Annotated in this window: 15 protein-coding genes; 5 read left to right on the top strand and 10 right to left on the bottom strand. The window is 71.5% G+C overall.

Features of this window, described 5'->3' with window-relative positions:
* Window positions 1–36: 36 nt before the first annotated feature.
* Both WMF42_RS21785 and WMF42_RS21790 read right to left on the bottom strand, forming a co-directional pair.
* Window positions 37–1,293 carry a glycosyltransferase gene (locus WMF42_RS21785; protein ID WP_233562379.1) on the bottom strand — a complete coding sequence of 419 codons (1,257 nt, stop codon included), beginning with the start codon at window positions 1,291–1,293 and terminating at the stop codon, window positions 37–39.
* A gap of 314 nt (window positions 1,294–1,607) precedes the next feature.
* Complete coding sequence (locus tag WMF42_RS21790; RefSeq protein WP_061611665.1) at window positions 1,608–2,390, bottom strand: thiazole synthase; 783 nt, start codon at window positions 2,388–2,390, stop codon at window positions 1,608–1,610.
* A 206-nt stretch (window positions 2,391–2,596) separates the two neighbouring features.
* Between WMF42_RS21790 and WMF42_RS21795 the strand changes: the two genes are divergently transcribed.
* The 4 genes from WMF42_RS21795 (at window position 2,597) to WMF42_RS21810 (ending at window position 7,208) form a co-directional block, all read left to right on the top strand.
* Window positions 2,597–3,184 (top strand): hypothetical protein, encoded by a 588-nt coding sequence (locus WMF42_RS21795; RefSeq protein WP_437694019.1) that lies wholly within the window; start codon window positions 2,597–2,599, stop codon window positions 3,182–3,184.
* The gene (locus WMF42_RS21800) at window positions 3,171–4,136 is read left to right on the top strand and encodes a matrixin family metalloprotease (protein ID WP_437694021.1); all 966 of its coding nucleotides are present in this window, start codon (window positions 3,171–3,173) and stop codon (window positions 4,134–4,136) included. The genes WMF42_RS21795 and WMF42_RS21800 overlap by 14 nt, the downstream gene beginning before the upstream one ends.
* Window positions 4,133–5,344 carry an HRDC domain-containing protein gene (locus WMF42_RS21805; RefSeq protein WP_437694324.1) on the top strand — a complete coding sequence of 404 codons (1,212 nt, stop codon included), beginning with the start codon at window positions 4,133–4,135 and terminating at the stop codon, window positions 5,342–5,344. Before WMF42_RS21800 ends, WMF42_RS21805 begins: the two co-directional genes overlap by 4 nt.
* Window positions 5,345–5,447: 103 nt before the next feature.
* The gene (locus WMF42_RS21810) at window positions 5,448–7,208 is read left to right on the top strand and encodes a mechanosensitive ion channel family protein (RefSeq protein WP_061610730.1); all 1,761 of its coding nucleotides are present in this window, start codon (window positions 5,448–5,450) and stop codon (window positions 7,206–7,208) included.
* Here the strand turns inward: WMF42_RS21810 and bioB are convergent.
* The 8 genes from bioB to WMF42_RS21850 all read right to left on the bottom strand — a co-directional run bounded on the left by bioB (window position 7,150) and on the right by WMF42_RS21850 (window position 14,450).
* On the bottom strand, window positions 7,150–8,199 hold the full coding sequence (bioB, locus tag WMF42_RS21815) for a biotin synthase BioB (protein WP_061610729.1): 1,050 nt from the start codon (window positions 8,197–8,199) through the stop codon (window positions 7,150–7,152). The genes WMF42_RS21810 and bioB overlap by 59 nt on opposite strands.
* Before the next feature lie 95 nt (window positions 8,200–8,294).
* A complete protein-coding gene (locus WMF42_RS21820) occupies window positions 8,295–9,347 on the bottom strand; it encodes a type IV pilus twitching motility protein PilT (protein WP_437694024.1) in 1,053 nt (350 codons plus the stop codon).
* 102 nt (window positions 9,348–9,449) lie between these two features.
* Window positions 9,450–10,133, bottom strand: coding sequence for a thiamine biosynthesis protein (locus WMF42_RS21825; protein ID WP_437694025.1), 684 nt, complete (start codon window positions 10,131–10,133; stop codon window positions 9,450–9,452).
* 29 nt (window positions 10,134–10,162) lie between these two features.
* Window positions 10,163–11,551: a phosphomethylpyrimidine synthase ThiC gene (thiC, locus tag WMF42_RS21830; protein ID WP_061611539.1), complete on the bottom strand. Its 1,389-nt coding sequence runs from the start codon at window positions 11,549–11,551 to the stop codon at window positions 10,163–10,165.
* 147 nt (window positions 11,552–11,698) lie between these two features.
* Window positions 11,699–12,151 (bottom strand): ExbD/TolR family protein, encoded by a 453-nt coding sequence (locus WMF42_RS21835; RefSeq protein ID WP_061611540.1) that lies wholly within the window; start codon window positions 12,149–12,151, stop codon window positions 11,699–11,701.
* A 5-nt stretch (window positions 12,152–12,156) separates the two neighbouring features.
* Window positions 12,157–12,573 (bottom strand): ExbD/TolR family protein, encoded by a 417-nt coding sequence (locus WMF42_RS21840; RefSeq protein ID WP_061611541.1) that lies wholly within the window; start codon window positions 12,571–12,573, stop codon window positions 12,157–12,159.
* Between the two features lie 211 nt (window positions 12,574–12,784).
* Window positions 12,785–13,501, bottom strand: coding sequence for a MotA/TolQ/ExbB proton channel family protein (locus tag WMF42_RS21845; RefSeq protein WP_437694028.1), 717 nt, complete (start codon window positions 13,499–13,501; stop codon window positions 12,785–12,787).
* A gap of 169 nt (window positions 13,502–13,670) precedes the next feature.
* Window positions 13,671–14,450, bottom strand: coding sequence for an energy transducer TonB (locus WMF42_RS21850; RefSeq protein ID WP_061611543.1), 780 nt, complete (start codon window positions 14,448–14,450; stop codon window positions 13,671–13,673).
* 269 nt (window positions 14,451–14,719) lie between these two features.
* Here WMF42_RS21850 and WMF42_RS21855 point away from each other — a divergent pair, with 269 nt between their 5' ends.
* A complete protein-coding gene (locus WMF42_RS21855; RefSeq protein WP_437694030.1) occupies window positions 14,720–17,962 on the top strand; it encodes a TonB-dependent receptor in 3,243 nt (1,080 codons plus the stop codon).
* Window positions 17,963–17,989: the final 27 nt, after the last annotated feature.

Consider the following 17,989-nt stretch of genomic DNA (forward strand, 5'->3'; position numbering starts at 1 on the left):
AGGCCGTCAGGCCGTCAGGCCGCAAGTTCGTCGCCGTCACGCTCGCTCCGCGGCTGCCGGCGCGGCCGGCGCGCTCGCTGGAGGGCGCGCGGGCTCGGCCTCCGCGGGGGCCGCCTGCGCGCGCGGCCTCGGCTGGACCTCACCCCCGCTCCGCCGGGCGACGAGCTCGTCGAAGAGGCGCACGTGCGCCTCGACCATCGCCTCCAGGCTGAACTGCTCGGCGAACTTCGCCGGGCTCCGCGTGCGCGCGCGCTCGCGGAGCTCCCCGTCGCGCGCGACGCGCGCGAGGTGATCGGCCAGCGCGCCCGGGTCCTTCGGCGGGACGAGGAACCCGTCCACGCCGTGCTCCACGATCTCGGGGACGCCGCCGACGCGGCTCGCCACGATCGGCTTGCCGAGCGCGAGCGCCTCGAGCAGCGCGAGCGGGAGCCCCTCCCAGAGCGACGGGAGCACGTAGGCGTCGAACGCCGAGACGAGGTCGGGGACGTCCGAGCGATAGCCGGGGAAGATCATCCTGTCGCCGAGCCCGGCGGCCTGCGCGCGCTGCTGCAGCTCCGCCCGGAGGGGGCCGTCGCCCGCGACGACGAAGCGCGCCTCGGGCGCGCGCCGCAGCGCCTCGGGCGCCGCCTCGATCAGGTAGCGGAGCCCCTTCTGCTCGATGTGCACCACCGCGCACCCGAACACGAAATCCTGCTCGCCGATGCCGAGCTCCGCGCGGATGCGCCCCCGCGCGCCGCTGTTCAGGGCGCGGGTGAAGCGCGTCCCGTCGATGCCGTTGTGGATGACGCGGACCGGCGCGCGGACCTTCACGTCGTCGACGAGGATGCGCTTGAGGTCGTGCGAGACCGCGACCATCTCGTCGGCGAGGTACGCGTAATAGCCGAACTTGCGCCGATCGAAGCCCTTCGCCCGGTTGATCTGGTTGTGCTCCGAGTAGAGGACCACCGGCCGATTCCGCAGCATGCGCGCGGCGATGCCGGCGAAGATGAGCGGAGCGCGGTTGTGGACGTGGACGATATCCACCGATCGCTGATGGAAGAAGCGCCGGATCCAGAGCAGCGCCTCGGGGTCGCTCTTCACCCCGGGCAGCACCGGCCGGAGATCCTTGGTGATCACCAGGCACTTCGAGCGGGGGAGCTTCACCTCCGAGAAGAGCCGGCCCTCCCCGTCGAGGCAGATCAGCGAGAGGTCGAACCCGTGATCGCCGAGCCGGTCGAGGAGGCTCAGCACCACCTTCTCGAGCCCGCCGACCTCGAGGTTGTTCACGACCATGCAGACGTTGGGCTTGCTCATATTCTCCTGAGCGGACCGTCAGGTCGCCGCGATCGCTGCCAGAGCGCATGACGCGCCACGACGGAGGTGTCGACCGTGCGATGAGCGTTCCATGTCATTTTGACTCCGGCAGGTGAGCGTATCATGACGCCGGCGCGCCGTTCGTTTGACTTCCCACGTCGGCGCGCGCTGGACGACCACGACGATGGATGTCGTCCTCCCACAGCGCGCCACGCGTGCGTGCAGGACACGGGGACCGCCCTCTGCCGGCGTCACCGCGGCGCCGCGTCGCCCCTCCCCGCCCGGGGCGAGCGCGACGCGCGTCGCGGCGACCGCTACAGCGCGGAGATCTTGCCCTGCTCCGGCGACGACGCCGTCGCATAGAGCTTCTTCGGCATCCGCCCGGCGAGATACGCCATCCGCCCGGCCTTCACGGCGTCCCTCATCGCCTGCGCCATCAAGATCGGGTCGCGCGCGCCCGCGATGGCCGTGTTCATCAACACCCCATCACACCCGAGCTCCATGGCCACCGCGGCGTCGCTCGCCGTCCCGACGCCCGCGTCCACGATCACCGGGACCTTCGCGGTCTCCCGGATGATCATGAGGTTGTACGGGTTCCGGATGCCGAGCCCGCTGCCGATCGGCGCGGCCAGCGGCATCACGGCGGCGCACCCGATGTCCTCCAGCTTCCGGCACACGATCGGATCGTCCATGCAGTAGGGGAGCACGGTGAAGCCCTCCTTCACCAGGATCCGCGCCGCTTCCAGCGTCGCCTCGTTGTCCGGGAACAACGTGCGTTCGTCGCCGATGACTTCGAGCTTCACGAGATCGGACAGCCCGAGCTCGCGCGCCAGCCGGCAGGTGCGGACCGCGTCCTCGACCGTGTAGCAACCCGCCGTGTTGGGCAGGATCGTGACGCGCCCCTGCTGGAGCAGCGACATCATCGACCCCTCGCCCCGCTCCTTCAGGTTGATCCGGCGGAGGGCCACCGTGACCACCTCCGCGCCGGACGCCTCGAGCGCGCGACGGGTCTCATCCAGATCCTTGTACTTGCCCGTCCCGACGAACAGGCGGGAAGTGAACGTGTGTCTGCCGATCGTCAACGCATCGCTCGTCATCGCAGGCTCCTCGGGGTCTCGACCCAAACGATCTGCTAGTCGGACCGGGACACAGGGTCCAGGACATCGACCATGTCCTGCGCTTCGGGCGCGCCGCGCGCGGCAGCATGGTATCTTCCAGGACCATGTCTCCCAGAGCTTCTTGCATAGCCCTCCTCCTCGCGCTGCCACCCGCGCTCACCCTCACGCCGACCGTCGGCTCCGCCGTGGCAGACGGGGTGAGCCCCGGCGCGCTCCTGTCCGGCCCGCGCGCGGCGCAGGCGGCCGTCTCCGTCCAGCTCTCGCTGGAAGAGCTCGCCTCCCGCGCCGCGTTCGTCGTCGTCGCCACCGCGACCGAGCAGCGCAGCCAGTGGGAAGAGCTCGGCGGATCGAGGAGGATCGTCACCTATACCCGCCTGTCCGTCGACCGCCCCGTGGCCGGGCAGCCCGACGGCGAGGTCTGGGTGAGGACGCTCGGGGGGGTGGTCGGGGACGTCGGACAGCAGGTGTCGGGCGACGCGCAGCTCAGGATCGGCGCCCAGGCGATGATCTTCGTCTCCCAGGCGGGCTCTGCCCTGGTCGTCTCCGGGATGGCCCAGGGCCACTACCCCGTCGTCAACGGCGAGGAGACGGCGAGGGTGGCCGGCGCGCCGCGGATCGCCGTGCGGCGGCTCGCCGCGAGCCCCGACACAGGGACCGTCCTGCCCCGGACGGGCCCCGCGATCTCGGCGCGCGAGCACCTCGTGGGCGCGACGCTCGACGCGGCGTGCGAGGCCGTGAGCCGCGCCTGGAAGGCGACCCATGCCCAGAAATAGCTCCGCGCTCGCCGCGAGGAGCGCCCGCGCCGCCGCCGTCCTCGCGGCCTCGGGCGCCATCGCCGCCGCGGCGCTCGCCCTCCCCTCGACCGCCCTCGCCTACTGTCGCACCAGCGTCTGTCCCGAGACAAAGTCGACGGCGGCCGTCTGCACGCCGGCCCAGCCGAACGACTGCGGCATCCCCCTCGCCTGGCCGTCGCCGTGCGTCAGCTACTCCATCCAGGAGGACGCCTCGGACCAGGTCTCGCTCGCCGAGACCGAGGCGATCTTCGAGCAGGCGTTCGCGGCGTGGACGCAGGCCGACTGCGGCGACGGGCAGACCCCGCGCATGGAGGTCACCTACCTCGGCCCGATCGCGTGCGACGCGCACGAGTACAACCAGACCAAGGGCAACGCGAACATCATCACGTTCCGGGACGACGACTGGCCGTATGCGGGGGGCGGGAACACCCTCGCGCTCACGACGGTCACCTACAACCTCAAGACCGGCGACATCTACGACGCCGACATGGAGATCAACTCGTCGGACGTGGCGCTCTCGTTCGGCGACGTCGACGTGTCGTTCGACATGCTGAGCATCGCGACCCACGAGGCCGGCCACTTCCTCGGGCTCTCGCACTCGACCGACGGCTCCGCGACCATGTTCGCCGACTACCGGCCGCAGACGATCATGCTCCGCGACCTCGACCAGGACGATCGCGACGCGATCTGCGCTGTGTACCCGCCCGGGGAGCCGGTCAAGGAGTGCGATCCCACGCCGCGCCACGGCTTCTCGGCGCTGTGCGCCGTCGATCAGCCCGCCCGGGACGAGGACGGCGGCTGCGCCGCGGCCCCGTCGCGGAGCAGCCGCGGCGGCGGGCTCGCCCTCGCCGCGCTGGCGCTGGCCGGCGCGGCCGCGCGGGCGCGGCGCGGCGCCGCGGCCCGCCCGGGCCGGGAGAGGCGGCCCCGCTGAGCCAGGTCCTCCCCGTCCTCGTCGAGCGCGACGACGACCTCGCCCGGCTTGTCGAGCGCGCCGCGCGCGCGGACGCGCTCGCTGTCGACGTCGAGGCCAACGGGCTGTTCGCCTACCGCGCCCGGCTCTGCACGATCCAGCTCGCCTTCCGCGAGGGGGACGGCATCGCTGTGGCGGTCGTGGACGCGCTCCGCGCGCCCGTCGCGCCGCTCGCGCCGCTGCTCGGGGCCGCGGGGCCGCCCAAGGTGCTGCACGACCTCACCTTCGACGCGCGCATGCTCGCCGAGGCGGGGGCGCCGCTCGCCGGGGCGCGCGACACGTCGGTCGCCGCGCGCATGCTGGGATGCCCGGCGACCGGGCTCGCCGCGCTCCTCCTGTCGGAGCTCGGCGTGACGATCGACAAGCAGCTCCAGCAGCACGACTGGGGGCGCCGGCCGCTCGCGAGCCGCGAGCTGCGCTACCTGGCCGACGACGTGCTCCACCTGCTCGCGCTCGACGCGCGGCTCGCGGAGCGCGGACGCGCGCTCGGGATCGAGGACGAGATCGCCGAGGAGTGCGCCTACAAGCTCGCGACCGCGCTCGGGCCGCCGCGCGATCCGCGGCCCGCCTATGCGCGCATCAAGGGGGCGCAGGCGCTCGACCCGGAGGGCCGGGCGATCCTGCGGCGCCTCGCGGCGGCGCGCGAGGCGGCCGCCGAGGCGGCCGACACGCCGGCCTTCAAGATCGTCGGCAGCGAGGTGCTCCTCGAGCTCGCGCAGCGGCGGCCGGCCCGGGCCGACGACGTCCGCGCCGTGCGCGGGGCCGCCGCGGGCCGGGCGGCGACGTGCGTCGCGGCGTGGCTCCGCGCCATCGAGCAGGGGCGCAGCGACGGCGACGTGCCGGAGGAGGAGCGCGCCCTCTTCCTGCAGGTCCGCCCGCCGCGCAGGGAGCTCGCCGCGCGCCGCGCGATGGAGACCCGGATCACCGGGTGGCGCAGGGCCGAGGCGAAGGCGCGGAAGGTGGACGAGCAGGTCGTGCTGCCAGGGCACTGCGCGCAGGAGCTCGTGGAGATCGCGCTCGCGGCGGGCAACGCCGGCGACGCCGCGGTCGCCGCCGCGATCGCGCGCATCCCGGGGCTCGGCGCGCGCCGGCTCGCGCGCTACGGCGGCGCGCTCGCGGCGCTCGTGAGCGCGCCGCCGCCGAGCGAGCCGCCCGGCACAGCGACGTAGCCGCGAGCGGGGGTTCGCACCTCGCGAGCGGCCTCGCGCGCCGCGCGTTTGGGCCGCGCCGCCCGGTCGACAGAGGCGCCGCGCGGTGGAATAGGAGGGGCCCATGCGCTGGACCGATCCCCCTGACGCGCCGAAGCGGCGCCGCTTCTGGCCACCGGTGATGTGGTGGCTCCGCGCTGCGCTCGCGTTCGCGCTCGTCTCCGGGTGCGTCCTGCTGGCCGCGCGCGCGGGAGAGCTGTCCCCTCCCCCGGCCCCCGCGGCGCCCGCCGCGGCCGGCGCCGAGGACGGCGTGGATCCCGAGGTGAGCCCGGTCGCCCCCGACTCGCCGCGCGCCTCGATGCGCCACTTCTTCGAGCTCTGCCGCGCGGGCAACTACGCCGAGGCCGCGCGGTACCTCGACGTGCCGCCGGGGGCGAACGGCGCGGAGCTCGCGCAGCGGCTCAAGGCGGTGCTCGATCGGCACCTCTGGGTCGACCTGGAGTCGCTCTCGCCGCACCCGCTGGGCAACACGCAGGACAACCTCGGGCCCGGCGTGGAGCAGATCGGCCCCCCGATCCCGACCCGGACGGGGACCCAGCCGGTGCGGCTCGTGCGGCGCACGACGCCCGACGGGGTGCGGTGGCTCTTCTCGCGCGCCACGGTGGCGCGCGTGGACGAGTGGTACGCGCGGCTCGAGGACCGCTGGATCCGCGATCACCTGCCGCCGGCGCTGCTGCGCCCTGGCCCGCGCGAGCTGCTCTGGTGGCAGTGGCTCGCCCTGCCGGTCCTCGGGCTCGCCGGCTGGCTCGTCGGCATGGTGCTGAGCTACTTCATCCGCGCCGCGCTCCGCCGGCTCGTCGCCCGGACGGACTCCACGCTCGACGACGTGCTCCTCGGGGGCGCGCGCGGCCCGCTCACGTTCGCGCTGGCGCTCGTCGGCGTCGAGGTCTCGCTCCCCTGGCTCGGGCTCTACGCGCCGGCCGAGCAGTTCCTCGACAAGGTGGTGCGCGCCGGCCTCTTCATCGCCGTCTTCTGGTTCGCCCTCCGCGCGATCGACGCCGTGAGCGGCCGCCTGCTCGCCGCCCCGGCGACGCGCGACAACCCCGCGGCGCGCTCGCTCGTGCCGCTCATGGGGAAGATCGCCAAGGTCGCGATCCTGATCATCGGCGTGATCGCCGTGCTGTCGGAGCTCGGCTACCCGGTGGCGAGCCTCATCGCCGGCCTCGGCATCGGCGGCGTCGCGCTCGCCCTCGCCGCGCAGAAGACGGTGGAGAACCTCTTCGGCTCGGTCTCGATCGGCGTCGACAGGGCGCTCCAGGTCGGCGACTTCGTGAAGGTCGACGCGCTCCTCGGCACGGTCGAGACGATCGGGCTCCGCTCGACGCGGATCCGCACGCTCGACAGGACGCTGGTCACGATCCCGAACGGCAAGCTGGCCGACCTCCAGATCGAGTCGTACACGGCGCGCGACAGGATGCGCCTCTCGTGCGTGCTGGGCCTCGTGTACGAGACGACCCCCGCGCAGCTCCGCGCCGTGCTCGACGGGTGCGAGCGCGCGTTGCGGGCGCACCCGCACATCTGGCCCGACGACGTCGTCGTGCGCTTCGTCGGCATCGGCCCCGCGTCGTTCGACGTCGAGATCATGGCCTGGTTCCAGACGACCGATTTCGGCGAGTTCAGGACGATCCGGCAGGGGGTCCTGATCACCTTCCTGGAGATCATCGGCGCGGCCGGGACGAGGCTCGCGTACCCGACGCGGACGGTGCACGTCGCGACGCGCGGGGCGGAGCGCGCGCTGCTCGACCCGTCGGCCGACGGGAAGGCGGCTAACGGGCGGGAGGAGCCGCGGCAGGCGCCATCGGCTGCAGCCCCGCCTTCTCGATGAGCGCGCGGTCCTCGTCCGGGCCCGGGTTCGGCGTGGTGAGCAGCTTGTCTCCGTAGAAGATCGAGTTCGCCCCCGCGTACATGCAGAGGAGCTGCGCCTCGCGCGACAGCTCCGTCCGGCCGGCGGACAGGCGCACCATCGCGCGCGGCATCATGAGCCGCGCGATCGCGATCATCCGGACGAACTCGATCGGGTCCACCGGCGGCAGGCCCTCGAGCGGCGTGCCGGGCGAGCGCACGAGGGCGTTGATCGGCACGCTCTCCGGGTGGGGGTCGAGGCGCGCGAGCTCGACGAGCATCTCGCAGCGGTCGGCGATCGACTCGCCCATGCCGATGATCCCGCCCGAGCAGACGGTGATGCCGGCCCGCCGGACGTTGCGCAGGGTGACGAGCCGCTCGTCGTACGTGCGCGTGGAGATGATGGATTTGTAGGCCTTCCGCGACGTGTCGAGGTTGTGGTTGTACGCGTCGAGGCCGGCCTCCTTCAGGCGGCGCGCCTGGTCGTCGGTGAGCATGCCGAGGGTGCAGCACGCCTCGAGCCCGAGCGCCTTCACGCCGCGCACCATGTCGAGGACGCGCTCGAAGGCCGGGCCGTCCTTCACCTCGCGCCAGGCGGCGCCCATGCAGAACCGCGTCGAGCCGCCGTCGCGCGCGCGCCCGGCGGCGGCGAGGACGGCGGGGACGTCGAGCATGCGCTCCGGCCCGACCTCCGTCTCGTAGTGGCTCGACTGCGGGCAGTAGGCGCAGTCCTCGGGGCAGCCGCCGGTCTTGACGCTGAGCAGGGTGCAGAGCTGCACCTCGTGCTCGCCGTGGAACGCGCGGTGGACCGAGCGCGCGCTGTCGATCAGCTCGAAGAGCGGTCGATCGTGCAGGGCGACCGCCTGCTCGACGGTCCAGTCGTGGCGGACCGCGCCCGCCGCCGGCCCGCGGCCGTTCGGCTCGCTGCGTCCACCCTTGTTGTCCGTCGCTTCGCGTTCGATCCCGTCGAGCATGGGCTCGCTCCATACCCAGGCTTGGGCCGCCGCCGCAAGCAAGCCGCGCGGCCCGGTCCGCCCTCCGCCCCCGGAGGGGCTTCCGGCCCGGGCCGCTACAGCGCCGTCACCGCCTTGGCCGTCTCCTTCGCGATGGCGCCCTGGCCGACGAGCTGCCGCAGGTGGGCCTCGAACGTCTGCATTCCATAGGGCGTCACCCCCTTCTCCATCAGCTCGCGCAGCGACGGGCTCCCCTCCGGGCGGCGGATCGCCTCGCGCACAGCGGCCGTCGCGACGAGCACCTCGCAGGCGAGGATCTCCCCCGCGCCGTCGCGGCGAGGGAGCAGGCGCTGCGCGACGACGCCCTGGAGGCAGTCGGCCAGCCGGTCGCGCGCCTCGCTCGGGCTCCGGCCGAGCGCGATCAGCCGGCCGAGGGTGCGCGCGACGTCGGGCGTGTGCACGGCCGCGAGCACGAGGTGCCCTGTCTCCGCGGCGTGCAGCGCGAGATCGAGCGACTCGCCGTCGCGGAGCGAGCTGAGCAGCACGACGTCCGGATCCTGCCGCAGCGCCGAGCGCAGCGCGGTCGGAAAATCCGCCGTGTCCACGCCGATCTCGCGCTGGCTCACGCTGGAGCGGTTGTCCTCGTGCACGTGCTCGATCGGATCCTCGAGCGTGACGATGTGGCGCGGCAAGGTCGCGTTGATCTGCCCGATGAACGCGGCGAGCGTCGTGCTCTTGCCGCTGCCCGCCGTGCCGGTGACAACGAAGAGGCCGTGGTCGTGCTCCACCATCGCCCGCACGGCCGCGGGGACGCCGAGCTCGTCGAAGGTGGGGATCTTGAGCGGGATGCTGCGCAGGATGATCGCGAGCGAGCCGCGCTGGCGGTAGATGTTGACCCGGAACCGGCCGAGGCCCGGGACGACATACGAGGTATCGAGCTCCTGCAGCGTGGCGAGCAGCTCGCGCGACGGACGCCCGGCGAGCAGCACCCGCGCCGCAGCCTCGCTGTCCTCCGGGCGGATCCGGTCGACCCGGAAGTAGACCATGTCGCCGCGCACCCGCGCGCCCGGCGGCTGACCGACCTTGAGGTGGATGTCGCTGGCGTGGGCGGCAAGCGCCTTGCCGAGGAGCTGGTGGAGGAAGGCCTCGGAGGTGTACGGCGTCGTCACGGGGGGCAAGCTACCAAAATGGACCCCAACGGGCCCAAAGCGCGGCGGCGCGGCGACGAAGCCCGGGCGCCGCGCAGGACGGCCGCGCGCCCGCGACGGGCGTCACGGCCGCGACGCCTGGCCGCCGCCGGCGCCGGCGCCGGGGAGCTGCGGATCCAGATCTGCGGGGATCCGGGCCGGATCGACGAGCCCCTTCTCCGCGAGCGCGCGCGCCGCCGAGATCGCGACAGCGCGCTGCTCGGCAGGGAGGTCGCGCCTGCCCGACAGCTCGAGCAGGGTGGCCGCCGCGGCGCGCGCCCCGTCCGGGTCGAGCGGCTCGCGCGGGCGCGGCGGGCGCCCGGCGACCCCGAGGAGCGCGTCGAGCAGCGGCGGGAGCGACGGGGCAGGCGCCGCGCGGGCGCGCTCGGCGAGCGGCCCGAGCGCCAGGTCGGCGTCGTCGGCGTACGGCAAGGCGCGCAGGGCGGCGAGCGCGATGTCGCCGCCGTCGTCCAGGGCGGCCAGGAGACCGGAAGCGCCCTCGGCCTCGGCGAGCCGGGCGTGCTCCAGCGGGTCGTCGCCGGCGGCGCGGAGCCAGCGCGGGTCGGTCAGGCGAGGGCTCGGAGGGCGCGGCGCCGCCGAGGCGGAGGGCGAGGCAGCCGCCGACGACGGGGGCGAGGCGGAGGTGGCGCTCTCGCGGCGGCACGCGACCGGGGCGGCGAGGGCGACCGCGAGCAGGGCGAGGCACGCCGCGGGCAGCGCGCTCCGCCGCGCGCGCGGGACGCCCCCGCGGCACCTCCCCCGCTTCACGGCCGCTCCGGCTTCACGGTTGCCCGAGCTCAGGGCTGATCGATGAGCGCGAGCGAGCGCTTCGTGGGCGCGTTCTCGGTCTCGGTCCGCGCGTTGTACTCGTCGACCACGCGGTTGATGTGCATCGAGCAGAACTTCGGCCCGCACATCGAGCAGAACTCCGAGGTCTTGAAGTACTCCTGCGGGAGCGTCTCGTCGTGCATCGCCTGGGCCGTCTCCGGATCGAGCGAGAGCGCGAACTGCTGCTTCCAGTCGAACGCGTAGCGGGCGCGGCTCAGCGCGTCGTCGCGATCGCGCGCGCCCGGGCGCTTGCGCGCCACGTCCGCGGCGTGGGCGGCGATCTTGTAGGCGATGAGGCCCTGCTTCACGTCCTCGGGGTTGGGCAGGCCGAGGTGCTCCTTCGGCGTCACGTAGCAGAGCATCGCGGCGCCCGCGAAGCCGGCCATCGTGGCGCCGATGCAGCTCGTGATGTGGTCGTAGCCGGGCGCGAAATCGGTGACGAGCGGGCCGAGCACGTAGAACGGCGCCTCGTGGCAGAGCTCCATCTCCTTCTGCACGTTCATCGCGATCTGATCGAACGGCACGTGCCCGGGGCCCTCGATCATCACCTGCACGTCCTTCTCCCACGCGCGCTTCGTGAGCTCGCCCAGCGTCTTCAGCTCGGCGAACTGGGCCGCGTCGCTCGCGTCGTGGAGGCAGCCGGGGCGGAGGCCGTCGCCCGCCGAGATCGTGACGTCGTACTTGGCGCAGACCTCGAGCACCTTGTCCCAGTGCGTGTAGAACGGGTTCTGCTTGTGGTGCTCGATCATCCACTGCGCCATGATCGAGCCGCCGCGCGAGACGATGCCCGTGAGCCGGCCCTTCACGAGCGGCAGGTGCTCGAGCAGCACGCCCGCGTGGATCGTGAAGTAATCGACGCCCTGCTTCGCCTGATGCTCGAGCATGTCGATGAGGTCCGCGGCCGTCATCTTGTCCGTGCCCTTGCAAGCCTCGAGCGCCTGGTAGATCGGCACGGTGCCGATCGGCACCGGGGAGTCCGCGATGATCGCGCGGCGGATGCCGTCGATGTCGCCGCCGGTCGACAGGTCCATCACGGTGTCGGCGCCGTACTTGATGGCGTAGCGCAGCTTCTCGAGCTCGCCGCTCACGTCGCTCGTCGTCTGGCTGTTGCCGATGTTCGCGTTCACCTTGCAGAGCGACGCGATGCCAATGCACATCGGCTCCAGGTTCAGGTGATTCTTGTTGGCGGGGATGATCATCCGGCCGCGCGCGACCTCGCTTCGGATGAGCTCGGGCGCGAGCTTCTCACGGCGGGCGACGTACTCCATCTCCTCCGTGATGACGCCCTTCCTCGCGAAGTGCATCTGGCTCTGGTTCGGGCTCCCGGCGCGCTTACTCACCCATTCGGTCCGCAACATCGACGACCTCGCTTTCGAGGTGGGCGGTTTAGGTCGCGCCCGCGCGCGACGCAAGCCTCGCGTCGCGCGCCGCCGCGCGCGCTGAGCCGCGGAAGAGGACCGCTGAAGGGGGCCGCCGGCGAGGCGCGCGCGGGAGCCGCGCCGCGCTCAGGGCGGCGGCGCCTCGGGGAGCTCGGTCATCATGCCGAGCGTATGCGCGCCGGCCGCCTTCGCGCTGTCGAGCACCTCCACGACCGTGCCGTAGACGGCGCCGTCGTCGGCCACGATGAAGACGATCCTGTCCTGCGGCCTGCTCTGGCGCTCGAGGATCGGCCGGAGCTTGCCCGCGAGATCGGCGCGCTCGACCTTCTCGTCGTTGAGCTGGATCTCGCCCTGCGCGTTCACCCGGACGACGAGCTGATCGGGCGGCGGAGGGGTGTTCTCCGTGACCTGCTCGGTGTCCGGGACGCGGACGCCGATGTCCTTCTCGAGCAGCGGCGTCACGACCATGAAGATGATGAGGAGCACCAGCACGACGTCGACCAGCGGCGTCACGTTGATGTCGGAGTTCAGCGGTACCGCCGGCTTGACGACGAATTTCTTCTTCGCGCGCGCGCTCATCGCCGCTATCTCCCCTTCAGCTCCTCGACCGCCAGCGAGACGCTCTTCGCGCCCGCCTTGCGCGCCGTCTCCATCACCTTGCGGACGTCGCCGAACGTGAGGCGCTGGTCCCCCTTGACCAGCACCTTGCGCCCCGGCTGCGCGGCGAACTCGCGCGAGAGGCGCTCGGAGAGCCCGGCGTCGTCATACTGGTCGTTCTCGACCCACACCGTCTTCTCCAGCGTGATGGAGAGGATCAGCGGGTCCACTTCCTTCTTCTCCTCGTCCACCTGCGCGGCCTGCGGCAGCTTCACGTCCTTACCGCGCTGGAGCATCGGCGTGACGACCATGAAGATGATGAGCAGGACGAGGACGACGTCGACGAGCGGCGTGACGTTGATCTCGCTCTTGGGGCCCTTCTGCGGGCCGACGGCCATCCCCATTAGGAACGCTCGCTTCCGGCTGAGCGCGCCGCCGCGCCTCGCTGGGGCGCGCGGCGACGCGCGCCGCGCACCGCGACCAGCCAGGCGCCGCTGGGCGCGGGCTCTCTGTCAATGACGGCCTCTCCCGAGGCCGGGGCAATCAAGGCCTCTCCCGAGGCCGGGACAAGCGGCCTCTTCCGAGACCGGGTCAGGCGGCCTCGCTCGCGCCAGATCAAGCGGCCTCTTCCGAGGCCGGCGCGAGGCGGCCGTCGAGCCGCTTCGCCACGATATCGAGGAACTCGTTCGACGACTCCGAGATGTCGATCGCCCGGGCGTCGACCCAGCCCTGCAGGTAGTTGTAGCCCATGACGGCCGGGATCGCGACGAGCAGGCCGAAGGCGGTTGTGATGAGCGCCTCCGCGATACCCGCCGAGACGGTGCCGAGGCCGCCTGAGCCGGACGCGGCCATCTGCTGGAAGGCCGTCACGATGCCCATGACCGTCCCGAGGAGGCCGACGAACGGCGCCGTCGAGCCGACCGTGGCGAGGAGGCCGTAGCCGCGCTTCAGGCTGAGCACCTCGCGCTGCGCCTGCCGCTCGAGCGCCCGCGAGACCGACTCGAACACGCCGTCGCGCTCGTGCCCCTGCGCCGGGAGCCGCCCGGGGGCGCTCGACGCGTACGCCGCGAGCCCCGCGCCGATCACGCGCCCGAGGTAGCCGATCTCATCCCTGGGCCTGGCGGCGGTCTGGGCGTCCTCGAAGTCGCCCCGGGCGAGCAGCGGGCCCACCTTCTGCGCGAACTCGCGGGAGGCGGAGCGCGACTTGAGCGACACGACGAGGCGCTCGCCGAAGACGATCAAGGAGGAGACCGACATGATGGCCAGCGCGAACACAATCAGCTTCGCGAAGAGGCCCATGTGGCCCCAGAGCTCAATCAACGTGAATTGCATCGTCTCGCTCGCGCCTCCTGGCGCTCCATGGTGTCGTGATGTTTTTAGCTATGCTGAAACAGCGCCCCTCGACGCCGCAGCGAACTCGACAATACCGCAGAGCGGACCTACCCCGTTCCCTTCTCTACTACGTGCCCCGCCCGTTCAACAACACCCGCGCGCCCGCCGGTCACGGGAGCTTGAGCCGGATGTTGAACACGTAGTCCACCGAGACCGGGCGCCCCTGGTACATCACCGGCGTGTACCGGCGCCCCGAGAGGGCATCGAGGATCGCCCGATCCATGTGGGGTAACGATTTGACCATCCGGCAATTGGTCAGCGCGCCGTCGATCTTGATGACGCACTTGACAATCGCGAGCCCCTCCACGCGCGCGGCGAGCGCCTCGCGCGTGTACTGCGGGTCTCGGCCCGAGACCATCGACGGCCGGGTCATCCCCGCGCCGAACGGCAGAACCACGTTTTGCGGGGGCGCCGTGCTGCCGAGCTGACCGCCGAGCTGGCCTCCGAGCGTGCCTCCGATCGTGCCGCCGACCGTACCGCCGACCGTCCCTCCTTCAACGCCGCCCTCCTGGCCCCCCTCGACGCCGCCAGGCTGCTCCGGCGCCTCCTCCTTGGCCGGCTCCGGCTCAGGCGCCTTGGCCTTGGGCTTCTCCGGCATGTCGTAGATGGTGTCAGGGGTCTTGACAGGCTTCGGCTGCTCGATGCGCTGCTCCACCTTCGGCTGTCGCTTCGCGCCGCCGGCAGGAGGTGGCGGCGGCGGTGGCGGCGGAGGCGGCGGCGGCGCGGCGAAGAAGGTGACCTCCACGTCCTTCGGCTTCTCGGCCTGAGGGCGCGTGGCCTGCCAGAGCAGCGCGCCCGCGATCGCCGTGTGCGCGACGATGGAGAGCACTGCGCCCGTCCCGAGACGCCCCTGGGTGGCGGTGGCACGACCTAGTACCGAGTCGAACATGAGGGGTCGTAACTCCTGGAACTCGAGCCGATCGATGAGGTGGCGCCGCACCGTATGGAAGCACGCGACGCCTACCCGGAGTGTACAAGCGAGCAAGTACTACAAAAAAGTCTATTGTCTCGCGCGATTCCTGTCTAGGGTGACAAGGGACTCGAGGGCCCTACACTTCTGGAGGGAATTCCGTGAAGTTTCTCGAAAAGAGGATGAAACACGGAGCGCGCTTACTACGTGCGCCGTTGAGGCTGTGGGCGGCGACGTTGCTGCTCGCCATGACTTTGTTGACCGCGGTCCCGGCGCTCGCGCAGACGGGCAACAGCGTTCTCCTCGGGCGGGTGACCGACGCCGCGAGCAAGGCGCCGGTGGCCGATGTGGTCGTGACGGCGACATCGCCGGCGCTGCAGGGAGAGCAGCTCGTCGTGACCGACGGCTCTGGCCAGTACCGTATCCCGAACCTGCCGCCTGGCGACTACACACTGCGCCTGGAGAAGGAGTCGTATAAGCCGTACAGCCGCGGCGGGATCACGATCCGCAGCGGGACGACCATCCGCGTCAACGCCGAGCTCCTCCCCGAGGCGCTCAAGGCGGAGGAGATCATCGTCGTCGGCCGCGCGCCGACGGTCGACGTCGGATCGAGCACCATTGGACAGAATATTTCACAGGACTTCACGCGGCGCATCGCCGTGGCGCCGCCCGGCGGAAAGGGCACGGCGTCGCGCTCGTTCGAGTCGATCGCGGCGGTGACCCCCGGCGCGAAGAGCGATGAGTTCGGCACGTCGATCGCGGGTACGTCGTCGCCTGAGAATCAGTACGTGATCGACGGCCTCTCCGTGAATGATCCCGCGTACGGGATCGTCGGCACGCCGCTCACCATGGAGTTCATCAAAGAGGTCAACGTGGTGAGCGGCGGGTACATGCCCGAGTTCGGCCGCGCGACAGGCGGCGTGCTCGACGTCGTGACCAAGAGCGGCGGCAACGAGTTCCACGGCTCTGTCTTCTTCAACATCGTCCCCGGCTTCCTCGAGGCCGAGGGGACGAAGGTGCGGCGCCAGGGCGAGACCATCCAGACCGACGACCGCATCCTCGCCATCCGCGACTACGGCTTCGAGGTCGGCGGCCCCGTCCTGAAGGACAAGCTCTGGTTCTACGGCGGCCTCGACCTCGCGTTCTCCAGCCTGGAGCGCGAGCGCACCCTGTTCGCGACGCGGTACGTGGGCGACAACCCGAGGCCCGAGAGGGACCCGGCCACGGGGTTCAACCTCGCCGATCCCCTCCCCGGCTCGACGCGCTACTTCCGCGGTGAGGAGCAGACGATCCAGTACCTCGGGAAGCTGACCTACCAGGTCAGCCCGGACCACAGCCTCGCGCTGTCGGTCTACGGCGCGCCGTCCACCTCCGGCGGCCAGGGCACGTACTCGTACGACCCGCAGGCCGGCGTCATGGATGTCTCGAACCTCATCGGCAGGTACAACGCGCTCGCGCTCAAGTTCGTGTCGTCATCGACCGACGTCGCGCTGAAGTGGTCGTCGGCGTTCAACAACAAGACCCTGCTGCTCGACGCGACGCTCGGCTGGCACCACCAGCGCAACGCGCGGCTGCCGCCGGACGACTCGGAGATCGGGACGCGCAACGGCCTCGCGGGCGTGCCCTTCGTGTCCTGGGCGAGGAGCGGGCCGCGGCACTCGATCGAGGAGTTCGAGGCGATCTCGCCCAGGGCGATGGAGATGTGCCGCCAGAGCGACGTGCAGGATCGCGACGAGGAGGGGAACCTGCGCTTCAACGGTGACGGCGAGCCCATCATGGTCCACCGCGTCCCCTGCCAGGTGCGCCAGTACTGGGAGGGCGGCCCCAACTTCCTCGAGGACTCGACGCAGGATCGCCTGCAGCTCAAGGCGATGGTGACGAGCATCTTCGAGGGCCTCGGCCATCACGTCGTCAAGGGCGGGATCGACGGCGAGGTCATGATGTACGACCACGAGAAGGCGTACCCGGGGCTGGTTTCCTACCGGGAGAGCCCGAGCGGCCTGTACTGGGAGGACGCCCGGCAGCTCGGCTTCCTGACAGGCCCCGAGGTCGATGACTACGTCCTCCAGCCCAGCACCTCGGTCTCGTCGGTGTCGACGACGTTCGGCGCCTTCGTCCAGGATAGCTGGAGCATCCTCGACAAGGTGACGCTGAACGTGGGCGTCCGTTACGACGCCCAGTACCTGTTCGACGACAACGGCAAGCTCGGCATGGCGATGCCGAACCAGTGGTCGCCGCGCATCGGCGCCGTCTACGACATCACGCAGCAGGGCAAGTCCAAGGTCTTCGCGAACTACGCGCGCTACTACGAGAGCGTGCCGCTCGACCTTGTCGATCGCGCCTTCGGCGACGAGCGGCAGATCCGGGCGTTCCACAGGGCGGCGGTCAACGGCGACGCGACCGGGTGCGACCCGACCGACCTGGAGGACGCGATGGGCAACGGGCCGGGCCAGTGCCAGAGCGACGAGAACCGGATCGAGGGCACCCAGATCGCGCAGGCGGAAGGACAAGGCGGGCCTGCGAGCTACGATCCGAACACGGTCTGGACGCCGACAGGCACCGGCAAGACGCCGGTGGATCCGGACATCAGCCCGCAGTCCTCGGACGAGCTCGTGCTCGGCGGCGAGTACGAGATCATCGAGAACGGGCGGATCGGCGCGCTGTACACGAAGCGCTGGATGAACAACGTCATCGAGGACATGAGCCGCGACGAGGGGAGCACGTACTTCATCGGCAACCCCGGCAAGGGCATCGCCAAGGACTTCCCCGAGGCGGAGCGCAACTACGACGCGGTGACGCTCTACTTCCAGAAGGCGTTCGCCGACATGTGGCTCGCCCAGGTGAGCTACACGCTCTCGTTCCTGCGCGGCAACTACGCGGGCCTCTTCCGCCCGGAGACCGACCAGCTCGACCCGAACATCACCTCGGAGTTCGATCTGACCTCGCTGCTCGACAACCGCGAGGGCTACCTGCCCGGCGACAGCCGGCACGAGTTCAAGGTCTACGGGGCGAAGTCGTTCCCGATCCGGAACGACATGATCCTCGACGCCGGCCTCACCTACCGCTCTCGCTCCGGCGGCCCCACCGACTTCTGGGGCGCGCACCCCCTCTACGGCTCGGACGAGGCCTTCATCCTGCCCCGCGGCTCCGGCGAGCGGCTGCCGTGGGTCCACAACGTCGACGGCCGCCTCGGCTACTCGGTGAAGCTCTCGAAGGAGAGCTATCTGACCGTCACGATGGACGTCTTCAACCTCTTCAACTTCCAGGCGTACACCCAGGTGGATCAGCGCTACACCCAGCAGTACGTGGATGTGCGTGGGTGCCGCGACAAGGGGGTCGCGGACCTGGAGGGGCCGGGCGACGCGACCTGCCTGAAGACGCTCGACGGCGAGGCGTTCAACAGGGTGGACGACAAGAACCCGAACTTCGGCAAGCCGACGAGGTACCAGCCGCCCCGGCAGTTCCGCTTCGGCGCGAGGGTCACGTTCTAGGCGCGGCGCGCTCGCGAAAGGAAACCA

It is taken from the genome of Sorangium sp. So ce176 (genome assembly GCF_051519835.1).
Taxonomy (GTDB): domain Bacteria; phylum Myxococcota_A; class Polyangia; order Polyangiales; family Polyangiaceae; genus Sorangium; species Sorangium cellulosum_G.